We start from the raw sequence: 25,012 nt of genomic DNA, 5'->3' as shown, positions 1-25,012 counted from the left end.
CAATCGTGCTCTTTGCACTGCCGACAAACGTTAGCCAAATAATTTGCTTGATTTTTAGTTGGTAATTATTATCATTTGTTATGTTATAACGTAACGCAAATTAAAAAGAAGGAGAGAATGAAAGCGGGAATTCATCCGGAGTATCGCAAGGTGGTGTTTCACGATACCAGTGTCGATAAGTATTTTATTGTTGGGTCAACACTCAGTACAACCCGTACGATAGAGTGGGAAGATGGTAAGACTTATCCCTATTTAACCTTGGATGTTTCATCGGAATCTCATCCGTTCTACACCGGGAAACAACGTGTGGCACAGAAACAGGGCCGAGTATCTAATTTCAATCGTCGTTTCGGTCTCTTTAAGGAGCAAAAATGAAAGTTCTAAAATCGTTAAAAAGTGCGAAGAGTCGTCATCCCGATTGCCAGATCGTCAAGCGACGTGGTCGTTTATACGTGATTTGCAAAGCTAACCCTCGCTTCAAAGCGGTACAAAAATAGTCGATTGATTCTGCTGGTATGCTTGTGCTGTGGTATTTCGCATGAGAGGAAACAAAAAAAGCGGACACATACAGTGCCCGCTTTTTTATGAGTGTGTCATTCAGCTGAAGGGGATTACCAGCCTTTTACGACACCACCTTGGAAGATCTCAGAAGCGCCGTTGTACACTTCTTCTGTTTGGTAAGCTTTAACAAAGTTCTGCACGTTTTCTGCGTTAACGTTGTTCTCACGAGCAACGATTAAGTTAACGTATGGAGACTCTTTGTCTTCTACGAAGATGCCATCACGTTGTGGAGTTAGGTTTACAGAGCTTGCATAAGTATTGTTGATAACAGAAAGAACCACATCATCAAGTGAGCGCGGTAGTTGCGCAGCATCAAGTTCAACAATCGTTAGGTTTTTCGGGTTTTCTACGATATCACGTACAGTTGCTTGTAGACCTGCACCTTCACGCAGCGTGATAAGACCTTGTTGTTCAAGAAGAAGCAGTGAACGACCTAGGTTAGTTGGGTCATTTGGTACTGCGATACGAGCGCCATCTTGAATCTCATCAACAGATTTGATTTCTTTAGAGTAGCCTGCGATTGGGTAAACAAACGTATTGCCTGCAATCACGATTTTGTAGCCACGGTCAGCCACTTGCTGATCTAGGTATGGTTTGTGTTGGAATGCGTTGATGTCGATAGAGCCATCGTCTAGTGCAGCGTTTGGTGTTACGTAGTCCGTAAACGTGACAAGCTCAACTTCTAGACCGTATTTTTCTTTAGCAACTTTAGCCGCAATCTCAGCAACTTGCTCTTCAGCACCCGCCATTACGCCGACTTTAATCTTGCTTGTATCGACTTCCTTTTCACCACAACCAGAAAGAAGCAGTGCAGATACCGCAGCGGCAATGGCCAGTAAACCTTTAACATTAAATTTCATCATAATCTCCTTATAAAAACTTCTTATCTATGATCTACACGGCGAACAACGGCATCACCGATAGATTGAATGATTTGCACTAACACAATAAGCATTACCACAGTCACAGCCATGATTAGCACATCGTAACGGTGGAAACCGTAGCGAATAGCGACATCACCAAGGCCACCACCACCCACGGTACCTGCCATTGCTGAATAGCTGACTAAGGTCACTAAGGTAATCGTGACTGAGTTGACGATGGTTGGCATCGCTTCAGGTAGCAGTACTTTATTGATGATTTGCAGCGGTGTTGCGCCCATTGACTGCGCCGCCTCAACGAGACCATTTGGCACTTCTAGAAGCGCACCTTCAATCAAGCGAGCGACAAAAGGAATCGCACCAATAGTAAGTGGAACGATCGCGGCGGTCGTGCCAATAAACGTACCGACTAACAGTTTGGTCACTGGAATAATGGCGACCATTAAAACCAGAAATGGAACAGAACGACCCACGTTCACTACTGCGCCAAGAATGCTGTTTAGCTTGGTGTTTTCCAGTAAGCCGCCTTTTTTAGAGGTATGCAGAATCACACCAAGTGGAATACCGACTGCAAAGCCAACCACACCAGAAACCGCGACCATGTAGAGCGTTTCCCATGTTGCACCTAATAACAAATCTGCGTTAAGGCTCAACCATTGTGAAAATGAATTAAAGGACATAGCCAAGCACCTCAACTTTTACATTATGCTCACGTAAGAATTCGATTGCGTTATTATCGTCTTCTTCACTACCAAACAACTCAGCAACCATCATGCCGAATTTAACCCCACCCGCATAATCCAGGTCAGAGCTTAAGATGTTGGCATCAATATTATATTTACGGGCAATCTGGCTCATTAGCGGAGCATCCACGGTTGCGCCAGTAAACTCTAATCGTACTAACGGGTAGCTGCCTTCTACACGAGTAGGTTGCAAACGCACTTGATAGTCTTCAGGAATAGAGAGATCTAACGTTGAGCGAATAAACTGGTGCGCGAGTTCGGTTTTTGGATGAGCAAAGATCTCTCCAACCGTACCTTTTTCGACCAACTCGCCACCGCCGATGATCGCCACTTCATGACAGATACTTTTCACCACGTCCATTTCATGAGTGATCAATAAAATGGTGATTTTTAGTTTGCGGTTAATCTCGCGTAACAATTCTAATATTGATTGTGTCGTCGCTGGATCAAGTGCGCTAGTTGCCTCATCACATAGCAGAACCTTCGGATCAGAAGCAAGCGCGCGAGCAATCGCCACACGTTGTTTTTGACCACCACTAAGATTGGCTGGGTAAGTTTCGTGCTTGTCTTCAAGACCGACCAATTTTAGCAGTTCAGAAACTTTGGTTTGAATGTGCTTTTTGTCTTTACCTGCTAACTCGAGTGGTAAGGCAACATTACCAAATACAGTACGAGAAGAGAGTAGATTAAAATGCTGGAAAATCATGCCGATGTTACGGCGCGCTTCGCTAAGCTGCGATTTACTCAATGCCGTCAATTCGACGCCATCAATAATAATTTGGCCGCTGGTTGGAACTTCGAGCATATTGACGCAGCGGATCAGTGTACTTTTACCGGCACCAGACGCGCCAATCACGCCAAAAATAGTCCCCTGAGGGATATTCAGATTGATGTCTATTAAGGCAGGAATTTCCTTCTTACCTTGATAGAAAATCTTATTAACTTGGTTGATTTCAATCATTGAGAACCCTGCTTTGGCTCGAAATAGGAACAGTAGATAATGTTGAGCTACATCTCATTTATCAGATGATGCTATGGGTTTGTTGAATTTGTGTCAATAGGTATTTTTACGTCTAGACGTCTATTTGAACGTTTGCATGCAAACGTTAAGGAATTAGATCGTGATGAAAGAAATAAAGCGTGCAATAATTCTGAATAAATAAAGTAGATAGAGAAGCAAATTGTGGCTAAACCAGCAGTCTTTTTAGATCGTGACGGTGTGATTAACGTTGATCATGGCTATGTACATGACGAACATGACTTTGAATTTATTGATGGTGTCTTTGAGGCAACCAAAAAATTGAAAGAGATGGGTTACCTACTTGTGCTTGTTACCAACCAATCCGGTATCGCACGCGGCAAGTTTAGCGAAGAACGTTTTGAGTCGCTCACTCAATGGATGGACTGGAACTTTGTCGATAATGGCGTTGAGCTAGATGGCATTTACTATTGCCCGCACCATGCAGAGCATGGCGTAGGGATCTACAAAGAAGATTGTGATTGCCGTAAGCCAAAACCAGGTATGTTTATTTCTGCCCGTGATTTTTTAAAGATCGATATGGCGAATTCAGTCATGGTGGGTGATAAAGCAGAAGATATGATGGCAGCAGAAGCGGCTGGTGTCGGCACAAAACTATTGGTTCGTACTGGTAAGCCGATCACCGAACAGGGAGAAAAGCTTGCAACAGCAGTACTGGATAGTATTGTGAATGTCCCTAACTATCTAAACAAATAGACTATTATATAAAGGCTGCAATTGCGGCCTTTATTTTTACAGGAGGTAAACATGGTCAAACTCGGTATTCTTGCCACGACAGTGCTGGTATTAGCAGGCTGTGCGGGCAGTGACAGCCAAACATCAAGCAATGATCCTAATCAGTATCAATATGATTGTGATAACCAGCATCAGTTTTCAGTGACCTACTTAATTGAAGATCAAGCTGCTTTAGTCCGTGTTCTCGATATTGATTACGCTTTGGTGCAAGCCCCGGCTGGTTCTGGTACGCGCTATATATTGCCTGAAAATACCCTCTCTGAAGTTATGCCCGTCACGCTTTATACCAGAGGCGATAATGCGCGTTTAGAGTATGGCCGAGAGGTTTATCAAAATTGTAAAACCAACTAATACTAACGCCTAGCTGAGGTGATAGAATGAGCCTCAGCTAACCATCTTCTTATTCCCGCCATTGAACTCATTGTATGACCAAAAAACTGACTATTTTAGATATTGCCCGCTTGTCTGGTGTTGGTAAATCAACCGTTTCACGCGTGTTGACCAACGATCCTAAAGTGAAGCCAGAAACTCGAGTGAAAGTGGAGCAGGTGATCGCCGATTCTGGTTATGTCCCTTCTAAATCAGCCCAGTCGATGCGTGGCGGCAGTCAGAGAGTGGTGGGTGTCATTATCTCTCGTTTAGACTCGCCATCGGAAAACAAAGCGGTGGGTAGTATGTTGCAAGTACTTTATCAAGCGGGTTATGACGTGGTGATCATGGAAAGTCAGCTTGATAGTGAAAAAACAACCGAACACTTAAGCGTACTTAAACGTCGCAACGTTGATGGTGTGATTGTGTTTGGTTTTAGTGATTTCGATCTTAGCCAACTTGAACAATGGCATGGCCGTGCGGTGGTGATAGCGATGGATACCCAGCAGGTATCATCGATTAACTATGATAACCATGGGGTTATTTGCCAAGCTTTAACGTTTTTACATCAGCAATCGCTGGAAAAAATCGCCTATATAGGGGTTAATCCAAGCGATCGCACTACAGGTAAGCTACGTTTAGATGCTTATTTGGAATGGTGTCAAAAATATACGTTGATTGCTAATTATCAAACCGGTGACTTGCACCACGAGAGCGCTTATCAGTTGGTAGATAAGGTATTAGAAGTCGACACTCAGGCAATTGTTTGCGCCAGCGATACGCTTGCTCTTGGGGTGATCAAACGTCTACAAGAGCTAGGCCGTGAAGAGGTTATTGTTACAGGTGTTGGTGGAAATGAGCTGTTGTCATTTTTATTTCCGAACGTTTTTAGTATCGATCCCGGTTACGCTCAAGCGGGTATAAAAGCAGCTAAGTTATTGATCTCTCATATTAATGGTGAAGATTCATTGACACATGTGACTCAAACGCCCATTCAAATATAACTCTTTATAATTTAAGCCATTTAAAATTTGACTGTGATCTTATTCAATAAATGGGATTGTTCCCATTTATTCTTTGGATAGCTTCTGCCAATATAATTAACAATAACTGGGAACGTTCCCATTGGTAAATGTAAAGAATTAGCTCCAATAAGGGTGGAACAGGATATGAGTAAGATTGCCAAAAAAGAGGTCACACGGCTGATAGAGTTAGTCGGAGGGGCTGAAAATATCGCCAGTGTCAGTCACTGCCTGACCCGTCTTCGTTTCGTGCTCAATGATACCGCTAAAGCGGATCAGAAAGGGCTCGAGGCTTTGAGTCTTGTTAAAGGCTGCTTTACTAATGCAGGCCAGTTCCAAGTGGTGATTGGTACCGATGTTGATGAGGTTTATAAAATACTGATTGAGTTGTCAGGTAAATCGGAGGCATCAAAAGATGATGCGAAGAATGCCGCTCGACAAAACATGAACATTCTTGAACGCGGTATTTCCCATTTAGCTGAAATTTTTGTACCGCTGCTACCTGCCATTATTACCGGTGGTTTGATTTTAGGTTTCCGTAACGTGATTGGTGACATCAAGATGTTTGATGGCCAGACTCTTACAGAGATAAGTCAATTTTGGGCCACAGTGCATAGCTTCCTTTGGTTGATTGGTGAGGCGATTTTCTTCTTTCTACCCGTTGGCGTGTGTTGGTCTACGGTAAAGAAATTGGGTGGTACGCCAATTCTTGGTATTACGCTCGGTTTGACTTTGGTTTCGCCTCAATTAATGAATGCCTATTTGATCGGTAAGCAAGCACCAGAAGTGTGGGATTTTGGCTTGTTTGTGATTGAGAAAGTCGGTTATCAAGCTCAAGTGATCCCTGCCATGTTGGCTGGTGTTGCCTTGGCTGTAATCGAAACACATTTAAAACGTATTGTTCCTTCATATCTCTATTTAGTGGTGGTGCCGTTTGTTTCGATTATCGTCTCAGTTATGTTAGCGCATTCCATTATCGGTCCGTTTGGACGGATGTTAGGCGATGGTGTTGCTTTTGCCGCTAAGGCGGCCATGATGGGCGATTTTGCTGTGATTGGTTCGATTGTATTTGGCTTCTTGTATGCGCCATTAGTGATTACTGGGATTCACCACACGACCAACGCGGTTGATCTGCAATTGATGCAAGATTTAGGCGGTACGCCAATCTGGCCACTGATTGCGTTGTCAAATATTGCTCAGGCTTCAGCAGTAGTCGGTATTATCATCATCAGTAAAAAACAAGGTGAGCGTGATATTTCAGTACCTGCAGCGATTTCAGCGTATTTAGGCGTTACTGAGCCTGCGATGTACGGTATTAACCTTAAATACAAGTTCCCGATGCTCAGTGCCATGATTGGTTCTGCCGCTGCCGCTGCAATCTGTGGTATGTCAGGTGTCATGGCGAATGGTATCGGTGTAGGTGGCTTGCCGGGTATTCTTTCTATTCAACCTCAGTTCTGGGGTGTGTATGCCATTGCTATGCTGGTGGCAATGGCCGTACCGACATTACTCACTCTTCTGTTTTATAAGCGTGCCCAAGTAAAAGGCGAGCTAGAAACAGCGCACGCATAATTTCTTTGTCTCCACGGCAAAGGATGCGATGCCGTGGATTTTCTTGAGTCGGAACTTGACTCAAACAGGTAAGCGAAACGAGTTATGACAACCATTAAACAGCCACAAGATTGGTGGCAGACTGCCACCATCTATCAAATTTATCCGAAAAGCTTTTGCGACTCTTCGGCACAAGGTACAGGTGATATTCGTGGCATTATTTCTAAATTAGATTATCTAAAAATGCTGGGCATTGATGCGATTTGGTTAACGCCAGTTTATCCGTCGCCGATGATCGATAATGGTTATGATATTTCTGACTATTACGCGATTAACCCAGAGTTTGGCACCATGGCAGATTTTAATGTACTTGTGGAACAAGCACATCAGCGTGGTATTCGTATCATCATGGATATCGTGGTTAATCATACGTCAACCGCACACCAATGGTTTCAATCGGCACTAAGTGATAAAAACAGCCCATATAGAGACTATTACATCTGGCGAGATCCTGTGAATGGCGATGTGCCGAATAATTGGCAATCTAAATTTGGTGGTAGCGCTTGGGCATTCGACGAAGCGACAGAACAATACTACCTACACTTATTCGCGAAAGAGCAAGCCGATCTAAACTGGGAAAACCGAGTTGTACGTGAAGAAGTAAAACAGATCATCAGTTTTTGGGCGGAAAAAGGCGTTGATGGTTTTCGCTTAGATGTGATTAATCTGATTTCAAAGCAGCAGGACTTTCCTAGCGATGAGCGTGGTGATGGACGTTGTTTTTATACCGATGGTCCACGCGTGCATGAGTATCTGCAAGAGATTAGTCAGTCGGTATTCCAGAAATATGGTTGCGTCACGGTCGGTGAGATGTCATCAACAACACTGGAGCACTGCCAGCAATACTCATCGCGCGATGGTAAAGAACTATCGATGGTATTTAATTTTCATCACCTGAAAGTGGATTATCCCAATGGAGAGAAATGGTCTAACGCTCCATTTGATTTTATCCAGCTCAAACAGATCTTTAACCATTGGCAAACGGGGTTAATCGGCCAAGGTTGGGGGGCTCTATTTTGGTGTAACCATGATCAGCCGCGTATTGTTAGTCGTTTAGGCGATGACCAACAGTACCGCGTTGAATCAGCTAAGATGCTCGCTGCCACGCTGCATATGATGCAAGGTACGCCGTATATCTATCAAGGTGAAGAGTTAGGGATGACCAATCCGGGTTATACTGCTATTGAGCAGTATCGAGATGTAGAAAGCACCAATATGTACGATATTATGGTCAACCAGCAAGGCGTTGGTCATGATGAGATGATGGCCATCTTAGCGCAAAAGTCTCGTGATAATTCTCGCACGCCAATGCAATGGGACAATTCATGTCATGCCGGCTTTACTCAGGGTGAACCGTGGTTAGAAGTGGCGAGTAACTACACGCAGATTAATGCCCAAAGCGCCTTAGATGATCAAAACTCGGTGTTCTATTTTTACCAGCAGTTGATTGCACTACGTAAGCTACACCCTGTGATCACGCATGGTTTGTTCTATGATCTGCTGCCACAAGATGAACACTGTTATGTCTATTTACGCGAGAGTGAGACGCAGCAGCTTATCTTAATTAGTAACTTTTACGCTGAAGAGGCGATATGCCAATTACCAGAGCATTTGGATCTTTCCGCTGCACAGTGTTTATTAACCAATTATCAAAATGCGTTGTTTAATGTGACAAACCAAATGGTGTCACTACGCCCTTATGAGACTCGAATTCTTCTCATCGATAAGTAACTAGTGCCGTGGAAAGTGAAAGAATAAGTCGTAAACAAAAAGGTTTGGGGTATGCCCCAAACCTTTTTATTACACATCATCTTGAAGTTTACCGATAGCTCACTATATAGCGCGTTGGCTTATGGTTCATCGCCAACACCAGATTAAGCACAACCGCGCCAAATACTGAATAGAGCAAGGTTTGCGGCGGTACAAAGAAAAATGAGGTAATTAAAATAACGCAATCAATCGCCAATTGAGTTTTGCCGACCGAAATACCGAATTTGTCTTGGATGAGTAAACAGAGCACGTTAAATCCGCCAAGACTAGAACGATGACGAAATAGAATCAGCATTCCCAGTCCCATCAAAACACCACCGACTAAAGCACAATAAGCGGGGTTAACTCTGTCTAGGCTAATCACTAAATCGAGGTGATCGGTTAAAATCGACACTAATGCGCCAGAGATCGCGCTGTTAAATGCGAAGCGTGCACCAAAACGTTTCCAAGCTAAAAGATAAAATGGGCAGTTCGCTAAAAAGTATAATGTGCCGAAAGACCAAGGAACGACTTGGCTAACGAGCAATGCAAGGCCAGTGGTGCCACCAGTAAGAAGGTGAGCTGATTGGAGGAAAAAGACCCCTTGTGCGACGATAAACGTGCCGGTCAATATGGCGATCCAATCTTCTTTACGTGTATGTTTTTCCATCAATTAAAAATTAAACCTTGAACGAATGGCCAGCATAGTAAGGAAAAGATGAGGTTTTCGGTAGATTGAGAGCGAAAATTAAGGTAAACCTATGTAATTGTCTTTTTACAAGGTGTAAAGCGTCGTGTTGACAGTTATTGGGCAAAGATGGCCTCAACATGATAAACCTTGTAAACCAGTATGAAAAAACTGCATGAGAAAAATGCAATTTTCTCTTTATGACCTAGATCAAATTATGTAAAATGCGCGCCAGTAGGGTGACGAAAACGTTTGCGTCGGGGTCGTTTACCAGTTTTTTGCAACTTTCAGTCTAAATCTGAGTCAGGAGATACAGATGCTTAAGCGTGATATGAACATCGCAGATTACGATGCGGATTTGTTCGCAGCTATCCAAGAAGAAACTCTTCGCCAGGAAGAGCACATTGAACTAATCGCTTCTGAAAACTACACCAGCCCACGAGTAATGGAAGCACAGGGCTCTCAGCTAACCAACAAGTACGCTGAAGGTTACCCAGGTAAACGCTACTACGGTGGTTGTGAGTATGTGGATAAAGTGGAAACACTTGCGATCGAACGTGCTTGTGAGCTATTCGGTGCCGAATACGCAAACGTACAGCCACACTCGGGTTCTCAAGCCAATAACGCGGTTTATATGGCGCTGCTTAACGCTGGCGATACCGTTCTAGGCATGAGCCTAGCACACGGTGGTCACCTAACTCACGGTTCACCAGTAAACTTCTCTGGTAAGCTTTACAACATTATTCCTTACGGCATCGATGAGAAAGGTCAAATCGATTACGAAGAGATGGAAGCATTAGCGGTAGAACACAAACCTAAGATGATCATTGGTGGTTTCTCGGCTTACTCTCAAGTGTGTGATTGGGCGCGTATGCGTGAAATCGCGGACAAAGTAGGTGCTTACTTCTTCGTTGATATGGCGCACGTCGCCGGTCTTATCGCAGCGGGTGTTTACCCGAACCCTGTACCGCATGCGCACGTAGTAACTACAACGACGCACAAAACGCTAGCGGGTCCACGTGGCGGTCTAATCCTTTCTAACGAAGGCGAAGATCTGTACAAGAAGCTGAACTCAGCGGTATTCCCTGGTGGTCAGGGTGGCCCTCTAATGCACGTTATTGCCGGTAAAGCCGTGGCGTTCAAAGAAGCGCTAGAGCCAGAATTCAAAGAATACCAAGCGCGCGTTGTTGCTAACGCAAAAGCAATGGTGGCTGAATTCCTTGCTCGTGGCTACAACATCGTTTCTGGTTCAACAGAGAACCACCTGTTCCTAGTTGATCTGATTGACAAAGACATCACAGGTAAAGAAGCGGATGCAGCACTAGGTGCAGCCAACATCACCGTGAACAAAAACTCAGTACCAAACGATCCACGTAGCCCATTTGTAACGTCTGGTATCCGTGTTGGTTCTCCATCAATCACTCGCCGTGGCTTTACTGAAGAAGATTCAAAAGCGTTGGCAGGTTGGATGTGTGACATCCTAGACAACATCGGTGATGAGTCTGTGATTGCAGCGACCAAAGTGAAAGTACTGGAAATTTGTAAGCGTCTACCGGTTTACGCTTAATTTTTCTTCGTAGAGTGAACGAGTGACTGTGTTGCTCATCTACTATGAAAATGCGATTTAAAGGCTCCTTCTGGAGCCTTTTTCGTTTAAAGAAAATAGCGGAAATGATGTACTGATAATGGTTTGGCGGAACTTACTTGGCAATACTCAGTAATGTGCCGGATTTGCATTTGAATGAGTAATAGCGCGTGCTTTCGTTAAATTTTCCTAGCCCTTCGCCGCCACAATAATCGATATTAATGTCACGCATGGTATCGAGAGTGTTTTCGGTGTTGAGTGCGAACTTTGAACCATCAGAACATAAAATTCTCACCCGGCCATCATCACTGAGCGAGTAAATATCCACTTCGGTGTTACACAGTTCAAAAGAGGCTTCTTGAAAATTATCTTGCTGCTCGGTAGTTGAACAGGCAGCAAGCATCACGCTAGCACTGACGGCCAGCAAAAGGCATTTTTCCATAGCTATATCCCATTTTATTCGGTGCGACGCTCTCGGCGGCCAGCAGAGTGGTATCGCTTTAATAAGCCTAGAAGTGCATATCATTTTGTGCAAGCTGGTAACGTAATAATAATGAATTAGTGGCCGCTTTTCAGGTGGATATACGCGATTGGCATGGGAAATACAGACGTACAAAACAAAAAGCCAGTCATATGTAGACTGGCTTTTAACGATGACAATATGCGGGCTAATTAGCTCACTTCGATGCCTTGCGCTTGAAGATCGGCATGGTAAGAAGAGCGGACAAATGGGCCACAAGCTGCATGTGTAAAGCCAAGCTCCAGAGCAATTTCTTTCAGCTCATCAAACTCGGCTGGTGGCACGTAGCGCTCAACGGGTAGGTGATGACGGCTTGGCGCAAGGTATTGGCCAAGTGTCAGCATGGTTACGCCATGAGCACGAAGATCTTTCAATACTTCGACGATCTCTTCTTTGGTTTCGCCTAAGCCCATCATGACGCCTGACTTAGTTGGGATTTCCGGGTGTTGCTCTTTGAACTTCTGTAGTAGCTGTAGTGACCACTTGTAGTTAGCGCCAGGGCGAACTTTTCGGTACAAGCGTGGCGCGGTTTCTAGGTTGTGGTTAAACACATCTGGGGTGTTTTCACTGAGTAACTCGAGTGCAACATCCATACGGCCACGGAAGTCAGGGACCAAGGTTTCAATTTTAATGTTTGGGCTTAGTGCGCGGATTTCACGGTTACAATCGGCAAAGTGTTGGGCGCCACCATCACGTAGATCATCACGGTCAACAGAGGTGATCACCACGTATTTTAGCTTCATGTCTGCGATCGTTTGAGCCAGTTTTTTCGGCTCGTTAGCTTCTGGCGCGACAGGGCGGCCATGGCCAACATCACAGAATGGGCAGCGGCGGGTGCAGATCGCACCTAAGATCATAAAGGTCGCCGTTCCGTGGTTAAAGCATTCCGCGAGGTTAGGGCATGAGGCCTCTTCACAAACAGAGTGCAGGTTGTTTTTACGCATTGCTGACTTGATGTCTTGAATACGTTGGCTATCTGCAGGTAGCTTGATCTTCATCCAATCAGGCTTGCGTAGCACTTCTTTCTGCTCAGTAGGCATGTTTTTCACGGGAATTAATGCCATTTTATCAGCGTCACGGTATTTAACGCCTTTTTCCATTTGGATTGGTTTACTCATGCTTCTATTACTTCTCGTTTGGGACTGCTGTGCTGACTTGTAGGTGTTGATAATCTAACAGAGTCGCAAGTTCTTTTAGTAGTTGTTCGGCAACGACATTGACATCATCAGGACCACCAAGTTGGCTAACTTGCACCATTTCCATTCCCGCATAACCACATGGGTTTATACGGAGAAAAGGCGACATGTCCATATTAACGTTAAGTGCCAAACCATGAAATGAGCATCCTTTGCGGATACGCAGGCCGAGTGAGCAGATTTTTTTATTATCTACATACACACCAGGTGCATCTGGTCGAGCCGCTGAATCGATATTGTAAGCTTTAAGTGTATTGATCACGAGGTTCTCAATGTGAGTAACGAGATCTCGCACGCCGAATTTTTTGCGACGAATGTTTATCAGGAAGTAGACCACCATTTGGCCGGGGCCATGGTAAGTTACTTGGCCTCCGCGATCACTTTGCACCACAGGTATATCTCCTGTATTGAGCAGGTGCTCGGTTTTGCCCGCTTGGCCTTGGGTAAAAACTGGATTGTGCTCGACAAACCAAACTTCATCGAGAGTTTCCTCGTTGCGTTGATCGGTAAAGGCATGCATTGCGTGCCAAATCGGCTCGTAATCTTGTTTACCAAGATGCTTCACAACCAGAGTTTCTTGCATTCCTGAGTCCATCATAAATCAATAAAGTGTCCGGATTATAAACCGCTTCGCGACATGGGACTATATGCTGATAACAGTTTTTTAACCCTTCTATTCAAAGGTGATTTTTATCCATTTGATATATAACAAAAAAGCAGCCGAGGCTGCTTTCAAAAATATTTTATTTTTTAAAATAAAATTATAGAACCATGCGAACGATGTCGATATCACCAAGTTCTTTGTATAGCGTTTCTACTTGTTCAATAGAAGTCGCTTGGATAGTAACTGACACGGCGTGATAGTTACCTTTTGAACTTGGTTTCACGGTAGGACTGTAGTCACCCGGAGCATGGCGTTGAATAACCTCGAGCACTTTTTCTGGTAATTCAGGCTTAGCGTAGCCCATAACCTTGTAAGTGAATGAACAAGGAAACTCAAGCAGGTCTTTCAGTTTTGCATCTGAGTTAATAGTCAGCATTTTTGGAAACTCCAAGTTGAAATGTCGATCTAAGCAGCGCGGAATGTTACTGCCAATCGGTTTGAATCTCAAGGTTGTCGATACAGCGATAATAAAACAAAAGCCGCCAAAAGGCGGCTTGAACTATCTAATTAGTGGCCGAGATTAGAATAAGCTTTTAACCAGCATTACGATGTAATCCCAAAGGCGACTGAATAGGCTACCCTCATGCACATCTTCAAGTGCAAGTAGAGGGTATTGCGCGATATCTTCACCATCTAGTTGGTAGTATAGCGTACCAACGACATCACCTTTACTAATTGGGGCTTCTAGCTCTTTTTCAAGTACGAAGCTTGCTTTTAGATTTTTCGCTTGACCACGAGGAAGAGTGACATAGGTATCTTGATCAAGGCCAAGAGCGACCATGTCTTTATCACCCATCCACACTTTTTCTTCTACAAACGTTTCACCTGCTTTATGCGGTGCAACCGTTTCAAAGAAGCGGAAACCGTAGCTCAATAGCTTTTTGCTTTCTGATTTACGTGCATTGGCGTTTTTGGTGCCCATTACAACCGCAACAAGGCGCATTTTACCTTCCGTTGCTGAGCTTACTAGGCTGTAACCCGCGTTGCTTGTGTGGCCGGTCTTGATACCATCCACATTCATGCTTTTATCCCACAGTAAACCGTTACGGTTGTACTGAGTGATGCCGTTGTAAGTGAACTTCTTCTCTGAGTAAATGCGGTACTCTTCAGGTACATCACGAATCAGAGCTGAGCCTAACAGCGCCATATCGTAAGGCGTTGAGTAAAGCGCATCATTGTCTAGGCCGTGAACGTTAGCGAAGTGCGTATCGCTCATACCTAGAGTGCTTGCCCAGGCATTCATCAAATCAACAAATGCATCTTCCGAACCGGCAATGTGCTCAGCCATCGCAACGCAAGCATCGTTACCTGATTGAACAATGATACCTTGGTTAAGGTCTTTTACTTTTACCGTGGTACCGACTTCGATAAACATTTTCGAAGAGTCTGGGAAGTTTTTTGCCCAAGCGTTTTTACTGATGGTGACATCGTCATCTTCAGAAATATTGCCACGTGCGAGCTCTTGGCCGATAACATAACTGGTCATCATCTTGGTCAAGCTCGCTGGTGACAGCTTGGTGTTCATTTCTTTTTGTGCCAGCACTTTGCCTGAATGGTAATCCATCAGTACATAGCCTTTCGCTGCAATTTGTGGTGCATCAGGCACTACAATAGGAGACGCCATTACAGAAGAGGCGAAGCTTGCCGTAAGCGCAATAGAAGACGCAAAAACGGTTTTAATTAACGTTGTTTTTTTCATATTGACTACAGATTTATCTCGAACTGTCCATATCTTAACAGAAACCCTCGTTCAGACCAGTCAAGGAAGCGATCTGAACGAGAAGGAAACTAGTATTTTTTAACGAAGGCACTGGAATAACCCAGCAGTTTAACTTGCTCTAACGTTTTTTGCGTCAGGTTATAGTCATCAAATGGGCCAAGTATCACACGGTGAATCTCTTTATCTGAGTTTACCAAGCTGCCCACAGATAGCTTTTGACTTAGATCTTTCGCTAAAGTTTCAACACGATCTTTATGTGATGATGATGCGACCTGAATCTGATACTTCGGCAACGACTTCTGTTGCTCTGATTGCGGTTTTTCAACCGTAATCACTTCAATTTCAACGTTGGCGGTACCAGTACGAATAACATCGAGTTTGGTCGCGGCAGCAAAGCTCAAGTCAATAATGCGACCCGGATGAAATGGCCCACGATCGTTAACGCGCACGATGGTGCTTTTGCCATTGTCAGTGTTGGTGACTTTGACGTAGCTAGGCAATGGCAACTCTTTATGAGCAGCGCTCATAGAGTACATGTCATAAACCTCGCCAATTGAGGTTGAATGGCCATGGAATTTTTTGCCATACCATGATGCCTGGCCTTTCTCTTTAAAGCCTTGAGGATCTTTAATGATGTGGTAGCGCTGGCCGCGTACGGTGTAATCTTTCGTACCCCCTAAACTGTATGGCTCATATTGAGGAACCATTTCTTCAATATGTTCTACCGACATTGGCTGAGCAGGTGCAATGTCCTCTTCAAGATCGTAACGCTCTGCTTGATAGCGATCGGATTCAGACAGCGGTGGTGTTGTCGGAGTAGGCTCCGGTTCAGAAGGCGATGAAGAACAACCAACCATAACACCACTAACAAGTGCGAATGCTGCGAATTTATAGAGTGACTTCATTAGGTTGCCTTCGAAAACGCTTTTCTATGAGTATGAATAGACATCAAAATACCAAAACCGGCCATTAGCGTCACCATTGAGGTACCGCCATAGCTAATTAAAGGCAAGGGCACACCGACTACAGGCAAAATGCCACTTACCATACCAATGTTTACAAACACGTAAACAAAAAAACTTAACACAATACTGCCGGCCATCATGCGACCAAAAGCGGTTTGAGCCTTACTGGCGAGATAAAGACCTCGCCCAATAATAAACAGATATAACAACAACAGGGTAAGAATACCGACGAGCCCCCATTCTTCGGCAATAACGGCAAAGATGAAGTCGGTATGCCGCTCGGGTAAAAACTCAAGCTGTGATTGGGTTCCTTGTAACCAACCTTTACCCATTACGCCGCCAGAGCCAATTGCAATCTTACTTTGGATAATATGGTAGCCGGCGCCTAAAGGGTCAGATTCAGGGTTGAACAGTGTCCTTACTCGCACCTTCTGATACTCGCGCATCAAGAAAAACCACAGTATAGGTAAGAAAGCACTGACGGCGCACACGGCGCTAAAAATGATTTTCCAACTTATTCCAGCAAGAAAAATCACAAAAACCCCGGAAGCGGCAATTAGGATTGAGGTACCAAGATCGGGCTGTTTCGCGATGAGTATTGTAGGAACACATACCATCACTAACGACATCACCAGCGTTTGGAACGAGGGTGGTAGCGAGCGTCGACCGATGAAGCGAGCCACCATCAATGGTACGGCCAGTTTAAGTAGTTCGGAAGGTTGAAAGCGAACAAAGCCTAAATTTAGCCAGCGCTGTGCACCTTTTGACGATTCACCAAAAAAAAGTACCCCGAGCAGTAACGCGACGCCGCAAAAAAACATCAACGGCGCTAGTGTTTCGTAGGTTCGTGGTGGTAATTGAGCGAGAAAGAACATAACCCCAAGCGCTAACCCCATTCGCATCGCTTGGCGATCCATCATCGCAAAGCTTTGTCCGCTGGCACTGTACATTACGACTAAGCCAAAGCCCATCAGAAATAAAATGCCCAATAACAGGGGTAAATCTATATGAAAGCGCTCAAACAGCGACCGGTTTTGGCCTGTCGCGGGGTCAAAATCCATTACTTCTCCACCTCATCCTTTTTCAGTAGTTCATGATCAAATATTTTCCGTGCTACTGGTGCACCGTTGGTCGAGCCTCCGCCTGCGTTTTCAAGCACGATTGAGACGACGACTTTCGGATCTTCAACCGGAGCAAAGCCAGTAAATAGGGCGTGGTCACGCAAGTGCTCGGCAAGTTCATCGGCGTTGTACTCTTCATCTTCGCCAAGACCAAAGACTTGCGCAGTGCCTGATTTACCCGCACTAACGTATTTCGTTCCTGCAAATGCACGGCGCGCGGTGCCTTTTTTACCATTGTTTACGAGGCGCATGCCTTCAATAGCAATATCCCAGTAGCTCTCTTTTACGCCGCTGATTGGCGGGTAAGTGAGTACTTCGGCCATGGTGTTATTATTGAACGGTTGCCCGTTTTCAATCGTAGCGCGCAGTAGATGTGGTGCAAAAACTTTCCCGCGGTTAACGAGAACGGAGGTCGCTTTCGCCAATTGCATTGGGGTTGCAGTCCAGTAACCTTGGCCGATGCCGACGGGGATGGTATCCCCTTGGTACCATGGGGTTCGGTGACGTGCTAGCTTCCATTCGCGAGTCGGCATATTGGCTTTGCTCTCTTCGTGAATATCTATACCGGTATAGTCGCCAAAGCCGAACATCATCATCCACTGTGAGATACGGTCAATCCCCATGTCGTAAGCAACTTGGTAGTAGAAGGTATCCACCGATTCTTCTATCGACTTCACGACATCGACCTTGCCATGCCCCCAGCGTAACCAGTCACGGAAGGGTTTAGTTTTTGAATTTGGAATCTTCCAGTAGCCCGGATCGTTACGTACGGTGTAAGGCGTAATCACTCCTTCCTCTAACGCTGCGACGGCCATCATTGGTTTGATCGTCGAAGCCGGAGGGTAAATTCCCAATGTCGCTCGGTTAACGAGTGGACGGTCTTTGTTATCCAACAATGCACGGTAATCTTTACCCGAAATACCATGTACAAACGAGTTTGGATCGTAGCTTGGGCTTGAGACCATCGCCAGTACGCCATTATCGTGTGGATCGAGGACGACCGCACTGCCGCGGCGACCGGCCAGTAAATCATGAATGTAGGATTGTAAGTCGATGTCCAAGTTAAGCACGATGTCTTTTCCTGGTACTGGAGGTACGTATTTCAGCACACGAATGATACGGCCGCGGCTGTTAACTTCGACTTCTTGATAACCGGCGGTACCGTGCAACATATCTTCGTAGTAACGCTCGATGCCAAGCTTACCGATATCTCGAGTTGCTTGGTAGTTAGCGTCTTTTTCCTCACGGACTAAGCGCTGCATATCGCGATCGTTGATACGGGATACATAGCCAATGACGTGAGTGAGTATCTCACCATAAGGGTAATAACGCTTAAGGTTAGCGTTAACGGTAACGCCGGGGAAGTTATGTTGGTTGACCGAAAATTTGGCCACCTGCTCTTCGTTAAGTTGATTGAGGATCGGTACTGATTTAAAGCGACGCGTACGGCGGCGCTCTTTTTCAAAACGCTCAACTTGTTCTGGCGTAATGGCCAAGATTTGTTGCAGACGTGCAATGGTGTCGTCCATGTCTTTGATTTTTTCTGGCGTAATTTCCAGGCTAAAGACAGGGCGGTTTTCTGCCAATAAGACACCATTACGATCGTAAATAAGACCGCGATTTGGCGCGATCGGTACAATCTTAATTCGGTTGTCGTTTGAGCGCGTTTTGTAATCTTGATATTGATTAACCTGAATGTTGTACAGGTTGGCAACCAAGACGCCCATCATGGCGAAAATACCAATAAAAGCCACAATAGCGCGGCTGCCAAACAGCCGTGCCTCTTCTTGGTAATCCCGAATACGGGTACGCTTCCTCAACATCGACGCTTATTCTCGGTGATATGGGTGGTTAGTGGTAATGCTCCACGCGCGGTAAAGGCTTTCTGCCATGACGATGCGAACGAGTGGGTGCGGTAATGTTAAAGCAGACAACGACCAGCTTTGTTCTGCCGCAGCTTTACAAGCGGGAGCGAGCCCTTCTGGTCCACCGATCAGGATGGAGACATCGCGTGCATCCAGCTTCCAAGCTTCCAGTTGCTCTGCAAGCTGAGGCGTGTCCCATTTTTTACCTGGGATATCTAACGTGACAATGCGGTTGCCTTTTGGCACTGCGGCCAGCATGGCTTCGCCTTCTTTTTGCAAAATTCGGGCGATATCGGCATTTTTACCGCGCTTACCTGCGGTAATTTCAATTAACTCTAGTGGCATATCGTGTGGGAAGCGACGGCGATACTCTTGAAAGCCCTCTTCAACCCACTTAGGCATTTTGGTGCCAACCGCGACTAATTGAATTTTCATCACTTAGCCCCACAGTTTTTCAAGTTGGTAGATATCGCGTTGTTCTTGTTGCATAACGTGTAAAATCGTATCGCCCATGTCGACGATAACCCATTCGCCTTCATCTTCACCGTCGATCGCCAGCGGTTCCATACCAGCCAGTTTTGACTCACGAGCAACATGCTCTGCAATTGAGGCAACATGACGCTTAGAGGTTCCGGTGCAAATGATCATAAAATCGGTAATGCTTGATTTGCCCTGTACATCAATAGTTAAAATGCCCTCGGCTTTCATATCGTCTGCTTTGTCGGCAATAAACGCGTTCAGTTGTTCGTTTTGCAAAATAAATTCCTCAATGAAATGAGTATGGTTTGGCCAAAAATAGGCGGCGGATTATAGCACGCTTTTTATAGCTTCACTTGTGGTAAGCAGATCTCGGTACTTAGTTGGTGCAATGTTGGCCAGCTCGAGACTTCATATTGAGTCTTACTTTGTATTTCAATACGCGCTAAAAGCTGCATCAATCGCTGCAGTCTTGCAGTGCTGAGTCGTTGTAAAGCGGCGCTGTATAGTGGGCGTTTCGTTTGCCAAATCCGGTAACTATCAAAGACTTGATTGATGCTGCTGGTTTGAGCTTGCAACTGCATCTGCAGTAACTGTGTTAACTCGCGTTGAATGGTACGGATTAAAATGACCACTTCTGTCCCTTCAGCTTCGAGTTGGCGCAAAATTCGTTGTGCACGATTGCCTTTACCTGCCAGTAGTGCATCGGTCCAATGGAAAGCGGTAAAGTGATTGTGACGACTAAGCGACTCTTCGACTCGTACCATGGTCAGTTGACCATCAGGATAGAGTAAAAGCAGCTTCTCTAAGCTTTGGCTGAGTGCGAATAAGTTGCCTTCGTGCCACTGCGCCAACATCTGTACTGCTTCAGCATCTGGCTGTAAACCCAGTGCACGACAGCGGGTTTGTACAAATTGAGGTAAGCGTTGTAGATCAGGGCTGAGGCAATTTACCCAGCAAGCTTGAGCGCTTAGGGTTTTGAACCACTTCGCGCTCTCTTGAGCTTTGGTGAGTTTAGAGCCGACCACGACCAAAATGACATCGGCGTGCAACATTTCTGCGACATTAAGCAGCTCTTTGGCGATCGCGACATTGACGCCGGACTCAGGCAGTTCCAGTTCAATCAGTTGACGGGCGGAGAAGAGACTCATCGCCTGGCAGCAGTCGTAGACTTGGTACCAATCAAAGCTGGCATCAATGGTGAATCGATGCCGCTCTTCAAAGCCTTGCTGTGTCGCTGCTTTTTGAATCGCTTGGCGAGACTCTTGCAGCAGCAGAGGCTCGTTGCCGAACAATAGATAAATTGGTTGGAGCTGTTTACTGAGTTGATCAGCTAAACGGTCAGCAAAAATACGCATTGAAATCTCTATTGCTCAAGATCAGGTTGCTGAATTTCAGGTTCCTGAAGATCGAGTGAGTTCGTTTCATTTTCAATGGTGTCAATGCGGTAAAGCTCTTGTTCTTCTGCGCGTTGCTGTGCTTTCTGCTCATCAACTTCTTGGCCGGTCATCATCGTACCCGCTTCGATATCGGCTTTTAGACGTGCCATTTGACGAATGATTTGGCTCGCGGCGAGCTTACGCATTTCATCTTCAATCATGTCACGCTCAACCGATTTCGCTAGTGCCGTGAGAGGGTTGTCTAGGTAGCTGCGTGTCACGCTGGTTGAAAATTGGCGCGAGCCGATTTCAGGAATGGTCACTCGGTAGGAAGCATTGAATGTCAGTTCTTTTTCTGCCGCGCGGGTGTTTTGGTACAGCGACAGTGTACGCTCACCAACACTTTCCCCTAATAGGTGTAGATTAGGGATATTAGCCGCTGGTGGTACTAGGGTGACTTCACTCATGCGTAGTTGAGTTCGCATCATACGAGTAAAAGTACTGTACTGGTCATAACTGGTGAGCGACATGGTGTCGAGCTCTTCAGGAATAGAATAATCGCCTCTGAGATGGAAACCACAAGCAGTCAAAAGGCTGGCTGCTAGTACAACACTAGTCAACTTAATAGAGGATAGGGAAAATAGACGCATTGACGTACGGCTCTCTGTTATTGGTTATTTATCTAAAGTCACTCACTGCAAACGGCAGAAAGTAGCTTGAGATAAATAAACAGGGTAGTGCACTACCCTGTTTAAAAGACCTTTAAATGGCGACTAAGTTCGCCATTTTTTGTCCGTGTTCGTGACGAGGATTAGTTCGCTACGATGTTCAGTAGTTTACCCGGAACGTAAATCACTTTACGAATGGTTAAACCATCAAGGAACTTCACTGCGTTTTCGTCATTTAAGCCAAGCTCACGTACTTGTTCTTCCGTTGCATCTGCCGCAACGTTGAATTTTGCACGTAGTTTGCCGTTGATCATTACCACGATGGTTTTTTCATCTTCAACCAGCGCTTTCTCATCGAATGTTGGCCAGGTTGCTGAATCAACGTCAGACTCGCCTAATGCAATCCACATTTCGTAAGAGATGTGCGGTGTCATTGGGTAAAGCATACGAACCACGGCTTTCAGCGCTTCATCAAGAATCGCACGATCTTGCACTGACTCTTGTGGTGCTTTCGCCAGTTTGTTCATCAATTCCATGATCGCTGCGATCGCGGTGTTGAATGTTTGACGACGACCGATATCATCCGATACTTTCGCGATGGTTTTGTGCACGTCACGACGTAGTGCTTTCTGATCACCAGATAGAACCGCAACGTCAACGGCTTCAGCGGCACCTTTTGCTGTGTGGCTAGCCACAAGCTTCCAAACACGTTTTAGGAAACGGTTTGCGCCTTCAACACCAGATTCTTGCCATTCAAGTGTCATATCTGCAGGTGATGCAAACATCATGAATAGGCGTACAGTATCGGCACCGTATTTATCAACCATTTCTTGCGGGTCAATACCGTTGTTTTTCGACTTAGACATTTTGATCATGCCTGAGTGTTCAACGTTGCGACCTTGGTTATCAACCGCTTTTTCGATACGGCCTTTGCCATCACGTTCAATGGTGACATCTGTTGGTGCGATCCACTCTTTACCGCCTTTTTCGGTGGTGTAGAAGAAAGCATCAGCCAGAACCATGCCTTGACATAGTAGTTGCTTAAACGGTTCGTCAGACGTTACGTAGCCTGCGTCACGTAGCAATTTATGGAAGAAGCGTGAGTACAATAGGTGCATACAAGCGTGCTCGATACCACCAATGTACTGGTCTACTGGTAGCCAGTAGTTTGCTTTTTCAGGATCTAGAATGTCGTCTACTTGTGGAGAACAGTAACGCGCGTAGTACCAAGATGATTCCATAAAGGTATCGAAAGTATCGGTTTCACGCAGTGCTGGCTCGCCATTAAATGTCGTCTTCGCCCACTCTTTGTCTGCTTTGATCGGGCTAGTTACGCCATCCATCACCACATCTTCAGGTAGGATCACAGGTAGTTGATCAGCAGGAACCGGGTGAACTTCACCATCTTCAGTGGTTACCATTGGGATTGGAGCACCCCAGTAACGTTGACGAGATACACCCCAGTCACGTAGACGGAAGTTAACCGTTTTAGTGCCTTTACCTTCTGCTTCTAGTTTCGCAGCGATCGCATCGAATGCCGCTTGGAATTCTAGGCCGTCGAATTCGCCTGAATCAAACAAAACACCTTTTTCAGTGTAAGCGGCTTCAGATACATCCACGTCAGTGCCATCAACTGGCTTGATCACTGGAATGATGTCTAGGCCGTATTTAGTTGCGAATTCGTAGTCACGTTGATCGTGAGCAGGAACCGCCATTACCGCGCCTGTGCCGTAATCCATAAGAACGAAGTTTGCTACGTAAATTGGCACTTCACGACCGTTCAATGGGTGAATAGCAGTAAGGCCAGTCGCCATACCTTTCTTCTCCATTGTCGCCAGTTCCGCTTCAGCTACTTTGGTGTTCTTACATTCGTCAACGAATGCTGCAAGCTCAGCGTTGTTCTCCGCCGCTTTCTCAGCAAGAGGGTGACCAGCCGCAATACCGACGTAAGTCACGCCCATAAGCGTGTCAGGACGTGTGGTGTACACTTCTAGTGGTGATGCTTCACCTTGCACTTCAAATGCAAGCTCAACACCTTCAGAGCGGCCGATCCAGTTACGTTGCATGGTTTTCACCATGTCAGGCCAGCCATCTAGGTTGTCTAGATCGTCAAGCAGCTCTTGTGCGTATTCAGTGATTTTAATGAACCACTGTGGAATTTTCTTTTGTTCAACTGGTGTATCACAACGCCAGCAGCAACCGTCCTCAACCTGCTCGTTCGCAAGCACTGTTTGGTCGTTTGGACACCAGTTTACTGAAGAGGTTTTTTTGTAAACCAAGCCTTTTTCGTACAGCTTAGTAAAGAATTCTTGTTCCCAACGGTAGTACTCAGGCGTACAAGTTGCGAATTCACGATTCCAATCGTAACCAAAACCAAGCAGTTTAAGCTGGTTTTTCATGTATTCGATGTTTTCGTATGTCCATGGTGCAGGTGCAGTATTGTTTTTTACTGCTGCGTTTTCTGCAGGTAGGCCAAACGCATCCCAACCGATTGGTTGCATGACGTTTTTGCCCTGTAGACGTTGGAAACGAGATACCACATCACCGATCGTGTAGTTACGCACGTGACCCATGTGCAGTCGACCACTTGGGTACGGGAACATAGACAAACAGTAGAATTTTTCTTTGTTTGGGTCTTCACTTACAACAAAGGTCTTGTTGTTATCCCAGTGCTGTTGAACTTTCTGTTCAATGTCTTGCGGGTTGTATTGCTCTTGCATCGATGATATCCGGTTATCTTGGAAAGTGTGAGTTCAGTTAGAACAGACAATAATAGATCGTCATAGAATACATAAAGGAGTAGAGTTCAACAATAGCCAAGGCTCTTCTACACAGAAGTTGCTGCATTGTTGGCTGATTTCGCTTCCCAAGTCGCAAACTATACTTGTGGTAAGGGATTTGCTCATTTGTCGCCAAAAAACAAAATCTAACCTTGTTAACGCGACATGATATTGAGGGGGACTAGCTATGCCTAAACGTAAATCCGGTTATGAAGATATGTTTGATGATGTGGTGGAAGCACTCAAACATAGTCCGGAAGAAGTCAACCATGTGCTCGAGACATCAGGTAAATATGTCGAGGCGGCCAATGATATGACCAAAGATGAGTTGGCATTGATATCGGCTTATATGAAATCAGATTTAAAAGAGTTTGCTGATAACTATGAGCACTCGAAAAGTGGTCCATTTTACCAAATGGTGACCAATTCAATCTGGCAAGGGCTATTAGAAATTACCGACCGAACCAAAGTTGAGTGGGTAGAGTTGTTTGCTGACTTGGAACATCAAGGCCTATATCAAGCTGGTGAAGTCATTGGTTTAGGGACGTTGGTGTGCGATAAGTGTGGCCACCAAACTCAATATAATCACCCCACCGAGATCATTGCCTGTATTCAATGTGGCCATAAAGCTTTCACCCGTCGGCCGCTAAAACCATAAATTCATATATAAAAAA

26 protein-coding genes are annotated in these 25,012 nt (G+C 45.3%); 9 read left to right on the top strand and 17 right to left on the bottom strand.

Features of this window, described 5'->3' with window-relative positions:
• Nucleotides 1–117 precede the first annotated feature (117 nt).
• Both RH86_RS17645 and ykgO read left to right on the top strand, forming a co-directional pair.
• On the top strand, nucleotides 118–375 hold the full coding sequence (locus tag RH86_RS17645; protein ID WP_009387653.1) for a type B 50S ribosomal protein L31: 258 nt from the start codon (nucleotides 118–120) through the stop codon (nucleotides 373–375).
• Entirely contained in the window at nucleotides 372–497 is a 126-nt protein-coding gene (ykgO, locus tag RH86_RS17640) for a type B 50S ribosomal protein L36 (RefSeq protein WP_005593337.1), read from the top strand. The genes RH86_RS17645 and ykgO overlap by 4 nt, the downstream gene beginning before the upstream one ends.
• Nucleotides 498–611: 114 nt before the next feature.
• On the opposite strand, the gene RH86_RS17635 is transcribed toward ykgO, so the two are convergent.
• Genes RH86_RS17635 through metN form a run of 3 tightly spaced genes read right to left on the bottom strand, consistent with a single transcriptional unit; the run spans nucleotide 612 to nucleotide 3,146 of the window.
• The gene (locus tag RH86_RS17635) at nucleotides 612–1,421 is read right to left on the bottom strand and encodes a MetQ/NlpA family lipoprotein (protein WP_009387650.1); all 810 of its coding nucleotides are present in this window, start codon (nucleotides 1,419–1,421) and stop codon (nucleotides 612–614) included.
• 23 nt (nucleotides 1,422–1,444) lie between these two features.
• Nucleotides 1,445–2,122 (bottom strand): methionine ABC transporter permease, encoded by a 678-nt coding sequence (locus RH86_RS17630; protein WP_005593335.1) that lies wholly within the window; start codon nucleotides 2,120–2,122, stop codon nucleotides 1,445–1,447.
• Complete coding sequence (gene metN, locus RH86_RS17625; RefSeq protein WP_009387648.1) at nucleotides 2,112–3,146, bottom strand: methionine ABC transporter ATP-binding protein MetN; 1,035 nt, start codon at nucleotides 3,144–3,146, stop codon at nucleotides 2,112–2,114. Before metN ends, RH86_RS17630 begins: the two co-directional genes overlap by 11 nt.
• Nucleotides 3,147–3,368: 222 nt before the next feature.
• Here metN and gmhB point away from each other — a divergent pair, with 222 nt between their 5' ends.
• The 5 genes from gmhB (at nucleotide 3,369) to treC (ending at nucleotide 8,692) form a co-directional block, all read left to right on the top strand.
• Complete coding sequence (gene gmhB / locus RH86_RS17620; RefSeq protein ID WP_009387646.1) at nucleotides 3,369–3,920, top strand: D-glycero-beta-D-manno-heptose 1,7-bisphosphate 7-phosphatase; 552 nt, start codon at nucleotides 3,369–3,371, stop codon at nucleotides 3,918–3,920.
• 51 nt (nucleotides 3,921–3,971) lie between these two features.
• Nucleotides 3,972–4,310, top strand: a complete 339-nt coding sequence (locus RH86_RS17615; RefSeq protein ID WP_009387644.1) for an MliC family protein — start codon at nucleotides 3,972–3,974, stop codon at nucleotides 4,308–4,310.
• 74 nt (nucleotides 4,311–4,384) lie between these two features.
• Nucleotides 4,385–5,332, top strand: coding sequence for a trehalose operon repressor TreR (gene treR / locus RH86_RS17610; protein WP_009387642.1), 948 nt, complete (start codon nucleotides 4,385–4,387; stop codon nucleotides 5,330–5,332).
• 165 nt (nucleotides 5,333–5,497) lie between these two features.
• The gene (gene treB, locus RH86_RS17605) at nucleotides 5,498–6,922 is read left to right on the top strand and encodes a PTS trehalose transporter subunit IIBC (protein ID WP_009387640.1); all 1,425 of its coding nucleotides are present in this window, start codon (nucleotides 5,498–5,500) and stop codon (nucleotides 6,920–6,922) included.
• An 84-nt stretch (nucleotides 6,923–7,006) separates the two neighbouring features.
• Nucleotides 7,007–8,692 (top strand): alpha,alpha-phosphotrehalase, encoded by a 1,686-nt coding sequence (gene treC / locus RH86_RS17600; RefSeq protein ID WP_009387638.1) that lies wholly within the window; start codon nucleotides 7,007–7,009, stop codon nucleotides 8,690–8,692.
• Nucleotides 8,693–8,780: 88 nt separating this feature from the next.
• On the opposite strand, the gene RH86_RS17595 is transcribed toward treC, so the two are convergent.
• Nucleotides 8,781–9,380, bottom strand: a complete 600-nt coding sequence (locus RH86_RS17595; protein WP_009387636.1) for a YitT family protein — start codon at nucleotides 9,378–9,380, stop codon at nucleotides 8,781–8,783.
• Nucleotides 9,381–9,714: 334 nt separating this feature from the next.
• Between RH86_RS17595 and glyA the strand changes: the two genes are divergently transcribed.
• Entirely contained in the window at nucleotides 9,715–10,965 is a 1,251-nt protein-coding gene (glyA, locus tag RH86_RS17590) for a serine hydroxymethyltransferase (RefSeq protein ID WP_009387634.1), read from the top strand.
• 133 nt (nucleotides 10,966–11,098) lie between these two features.
• Here glyA and RH86_RS17585 read toward each other — a convergent pair whose 3' ends face one another.
• The 13 genes from RH86_RS17585 to leuS all read right to left on the bottom strand — a co-directional run bounded on the left by RH86_RS17585 (nucleotide 11,099) and on the right by leuS (nucleotide 24,278).
• Nucleotides 11,099–11,425, bottom strand: coding sequence for a hypothetical protein (locus RH86_RS17585; protein WP_005593596.1), 327 nt, complete (start codon nucleotides 11,423–11,425; stop codon nucleotides 11,099–11,101).
• Between the two features lie 230 nt (nucleotides 11,426–11,655).
• The gene (gene lipA, locus RH86_RS17580) at nucleotides 11,656–12,621 is read right to left on the bottom strand and encodes a lipoyl synthase (RefSeq protein WP_009387632.1); all 966 of its coding nucleotides are present in this window, start codon (nucleotides 12,619–12,621) and stop codon (nucleotides 11,656–11,658) included.
• 7 nt (nucleotides 12,622–12,628) lie between these two features.
• The gene (lipB, locus tag RH86_RS17575) at nucleotides 12,629–13,282 is read right to left on the bottom strand and encodes a lipoyl(octanoyl) transferase LipB (RefSeq protein WP_009387631.1); all 654 of its coding nucleotides are present in this window, start codon (nucleotides 13,280–13,282) and stop codon (nucleotides 12,629–12,631) included.
• Nucleotides 13,283–13,460: 178 nt separating this feature from the next.
• Entirely contained in the window at nucleotides 13,461–13,739 is a 279-nt protein-coding gene (gene ybeD / locus RH86_RS17570) for a DUF493 family protein YbeD (RefSeq protein WP_005593593.1), read from the bottom strand.
• Between the two features lie 144 nt (nucleotides 13,740–13,883).
• Nucleotides 13,884–15,062, bottom strand: a complete 1,179-nt coding sequence (locus RH86_RS17565; RefSeq protein ID WP_009387629.1) for a serine hydrolase — start codon at nucleotides 15,060–15,062, stop codon at nucleotides 13,884–13,886.
• An 89-nt stretch (nucleotides 15,063–15,151) separates the two neighbouring features.
• Complete coding sequence (locus RH86_RS17560; protein WP_009387627.1) at nucleotides 15,152–15,988, bottom strand: septal ring lytic transglycosylase RlpA family protein; 837 nt, start codon at nucleotides 15,986–15,988, stop codon at nucleotides 15,152–15,154.
• Nucleotides 15,988–17,109 carry a rod shape-determining protein RodA gene (gene rodA, locus RH86_RS17555; protein ID WP_009387625.1) on the bottom strand — a complete coding sequence of 374 codons (1,122 nt, stop codon included), beginning with the start codon at nucleotides 17,107–17,109 and terminating at the stop codon, nucleotides 15,988–15,990. The genes RH86_RS17560 and rodA overlap by 1 nt, the downstream gene beginning before the upstream one ends.
• Nucleotides 17,109–18,992, bottom strand: a complete 1,884-nt coding sequence (gene mrdA / locus RH86_RS17550) for a penicillin-binding protein 2 (protein WP_009387623.1) — start codon at nucleotides 18,990–18,992, stop codon at nucleotides 17,109–17,111. Before mrdA ends, rodA begins: the two co-directional genes overlap by 1 nt.
• Before the next feature lie 6 nt (nucleotides 18,993–18,998).
• Nucleotides 18,999–19,469 (bottom strand): 23S rRNA (pseudouridine(1915)-N(3))-methyltransferase RlmH, encoded by a 471-nt coding sequence (gene rlmH, locus RH86_RS17545; protein ID WP_005593586.1) that lies wholly within the window; start codon nucleotides 19,467–19,469, stop codon nucleotides 18,999–19,001.
• Between the two features lie 3 nt (nucleotides 19,470–19,472).
• Nucleotides 19,473–19,790, bottom strand: coding sequence for a ribosome silencing factor (rsfS, locus tag RH86_RS17540; protein ID WP_005593585.1), 318 nt, complete (start codon nucleotides 19,788–19,790; stop codon nucleotides 19,473–19,475).
• Nucleotides 19,791–19,855: 65 nt separating this feature from the next.
• Nucleotides 19,856–20,869, bottom strand: a complete 1,014-nt coding sequence (holA, locus tag RH86_RS17535; protein ID WP_009387621.1) for a DNA polymerase III subunit delta — start codon at nucleotides 20,867–20,869, stop codon at nucleotides 19,856–19,858.
• Nucleotides 20,870–20,877: 8 nt separating this feature from the next.
• Nucleotides 20,878–21,540, bottom strand: a complete 663-nt coding sequence (lptE, locus tag RH86_RS17530) for an LPS assembly lipoprotein LptE (protein ID WP_038219899.1) — start codon at nucleotides 21,538–21,540, stop codon at nucleotides 20,878–20,880.
• Nucleotides 21,541–21,701: 161 nt separating this feature from the next.
• The gene (gene leuS / locus RH86_RS17525; protein ID WP_009387618.1) at nucleotides 21,702–24,278 is read right to left on the bottom strand and encodes a leucine--tRNA ligase; all 2,577 of its coding nucleotides are present in this window, start codon (nucleotides 24,276–24,278) and stop codon (nucleotides 21,702–21,704) included.
• Between the two features lie 247 nt (nucleotides 24,279–24,525).
• Here leuS and RH86_RS17520 point away from each other — a divergent pair, with 247 nt between their 5' ends.
• A complete protein-coding gene (locus RH86_RS17520) occupies nucleotides 24,526–24,996 on the top strand; it encodes a zinc ribbon-containing protein (RefSeq protein WP_005593581.1) in 471 nt (156 codons plus the stop codon).
• Nucleotides 24,997–25,012 lie beyond the last annotated feature (16 nt).

Origin of the sequence: Vibrio sp. N418 (assembly GCF_000222565.1) — a bacterium.
Lineage (GTDB): Bacteria > Pseudomonadota > Gammaproteobacteria > Enterobacterales > Vibrionaceae > Vibrio > Vibrio scophthalmi.
Note: the sequence above shows the minus strand (reverse complement) of the source record. Positions and strands in the feature narration are given on the sequence as shown.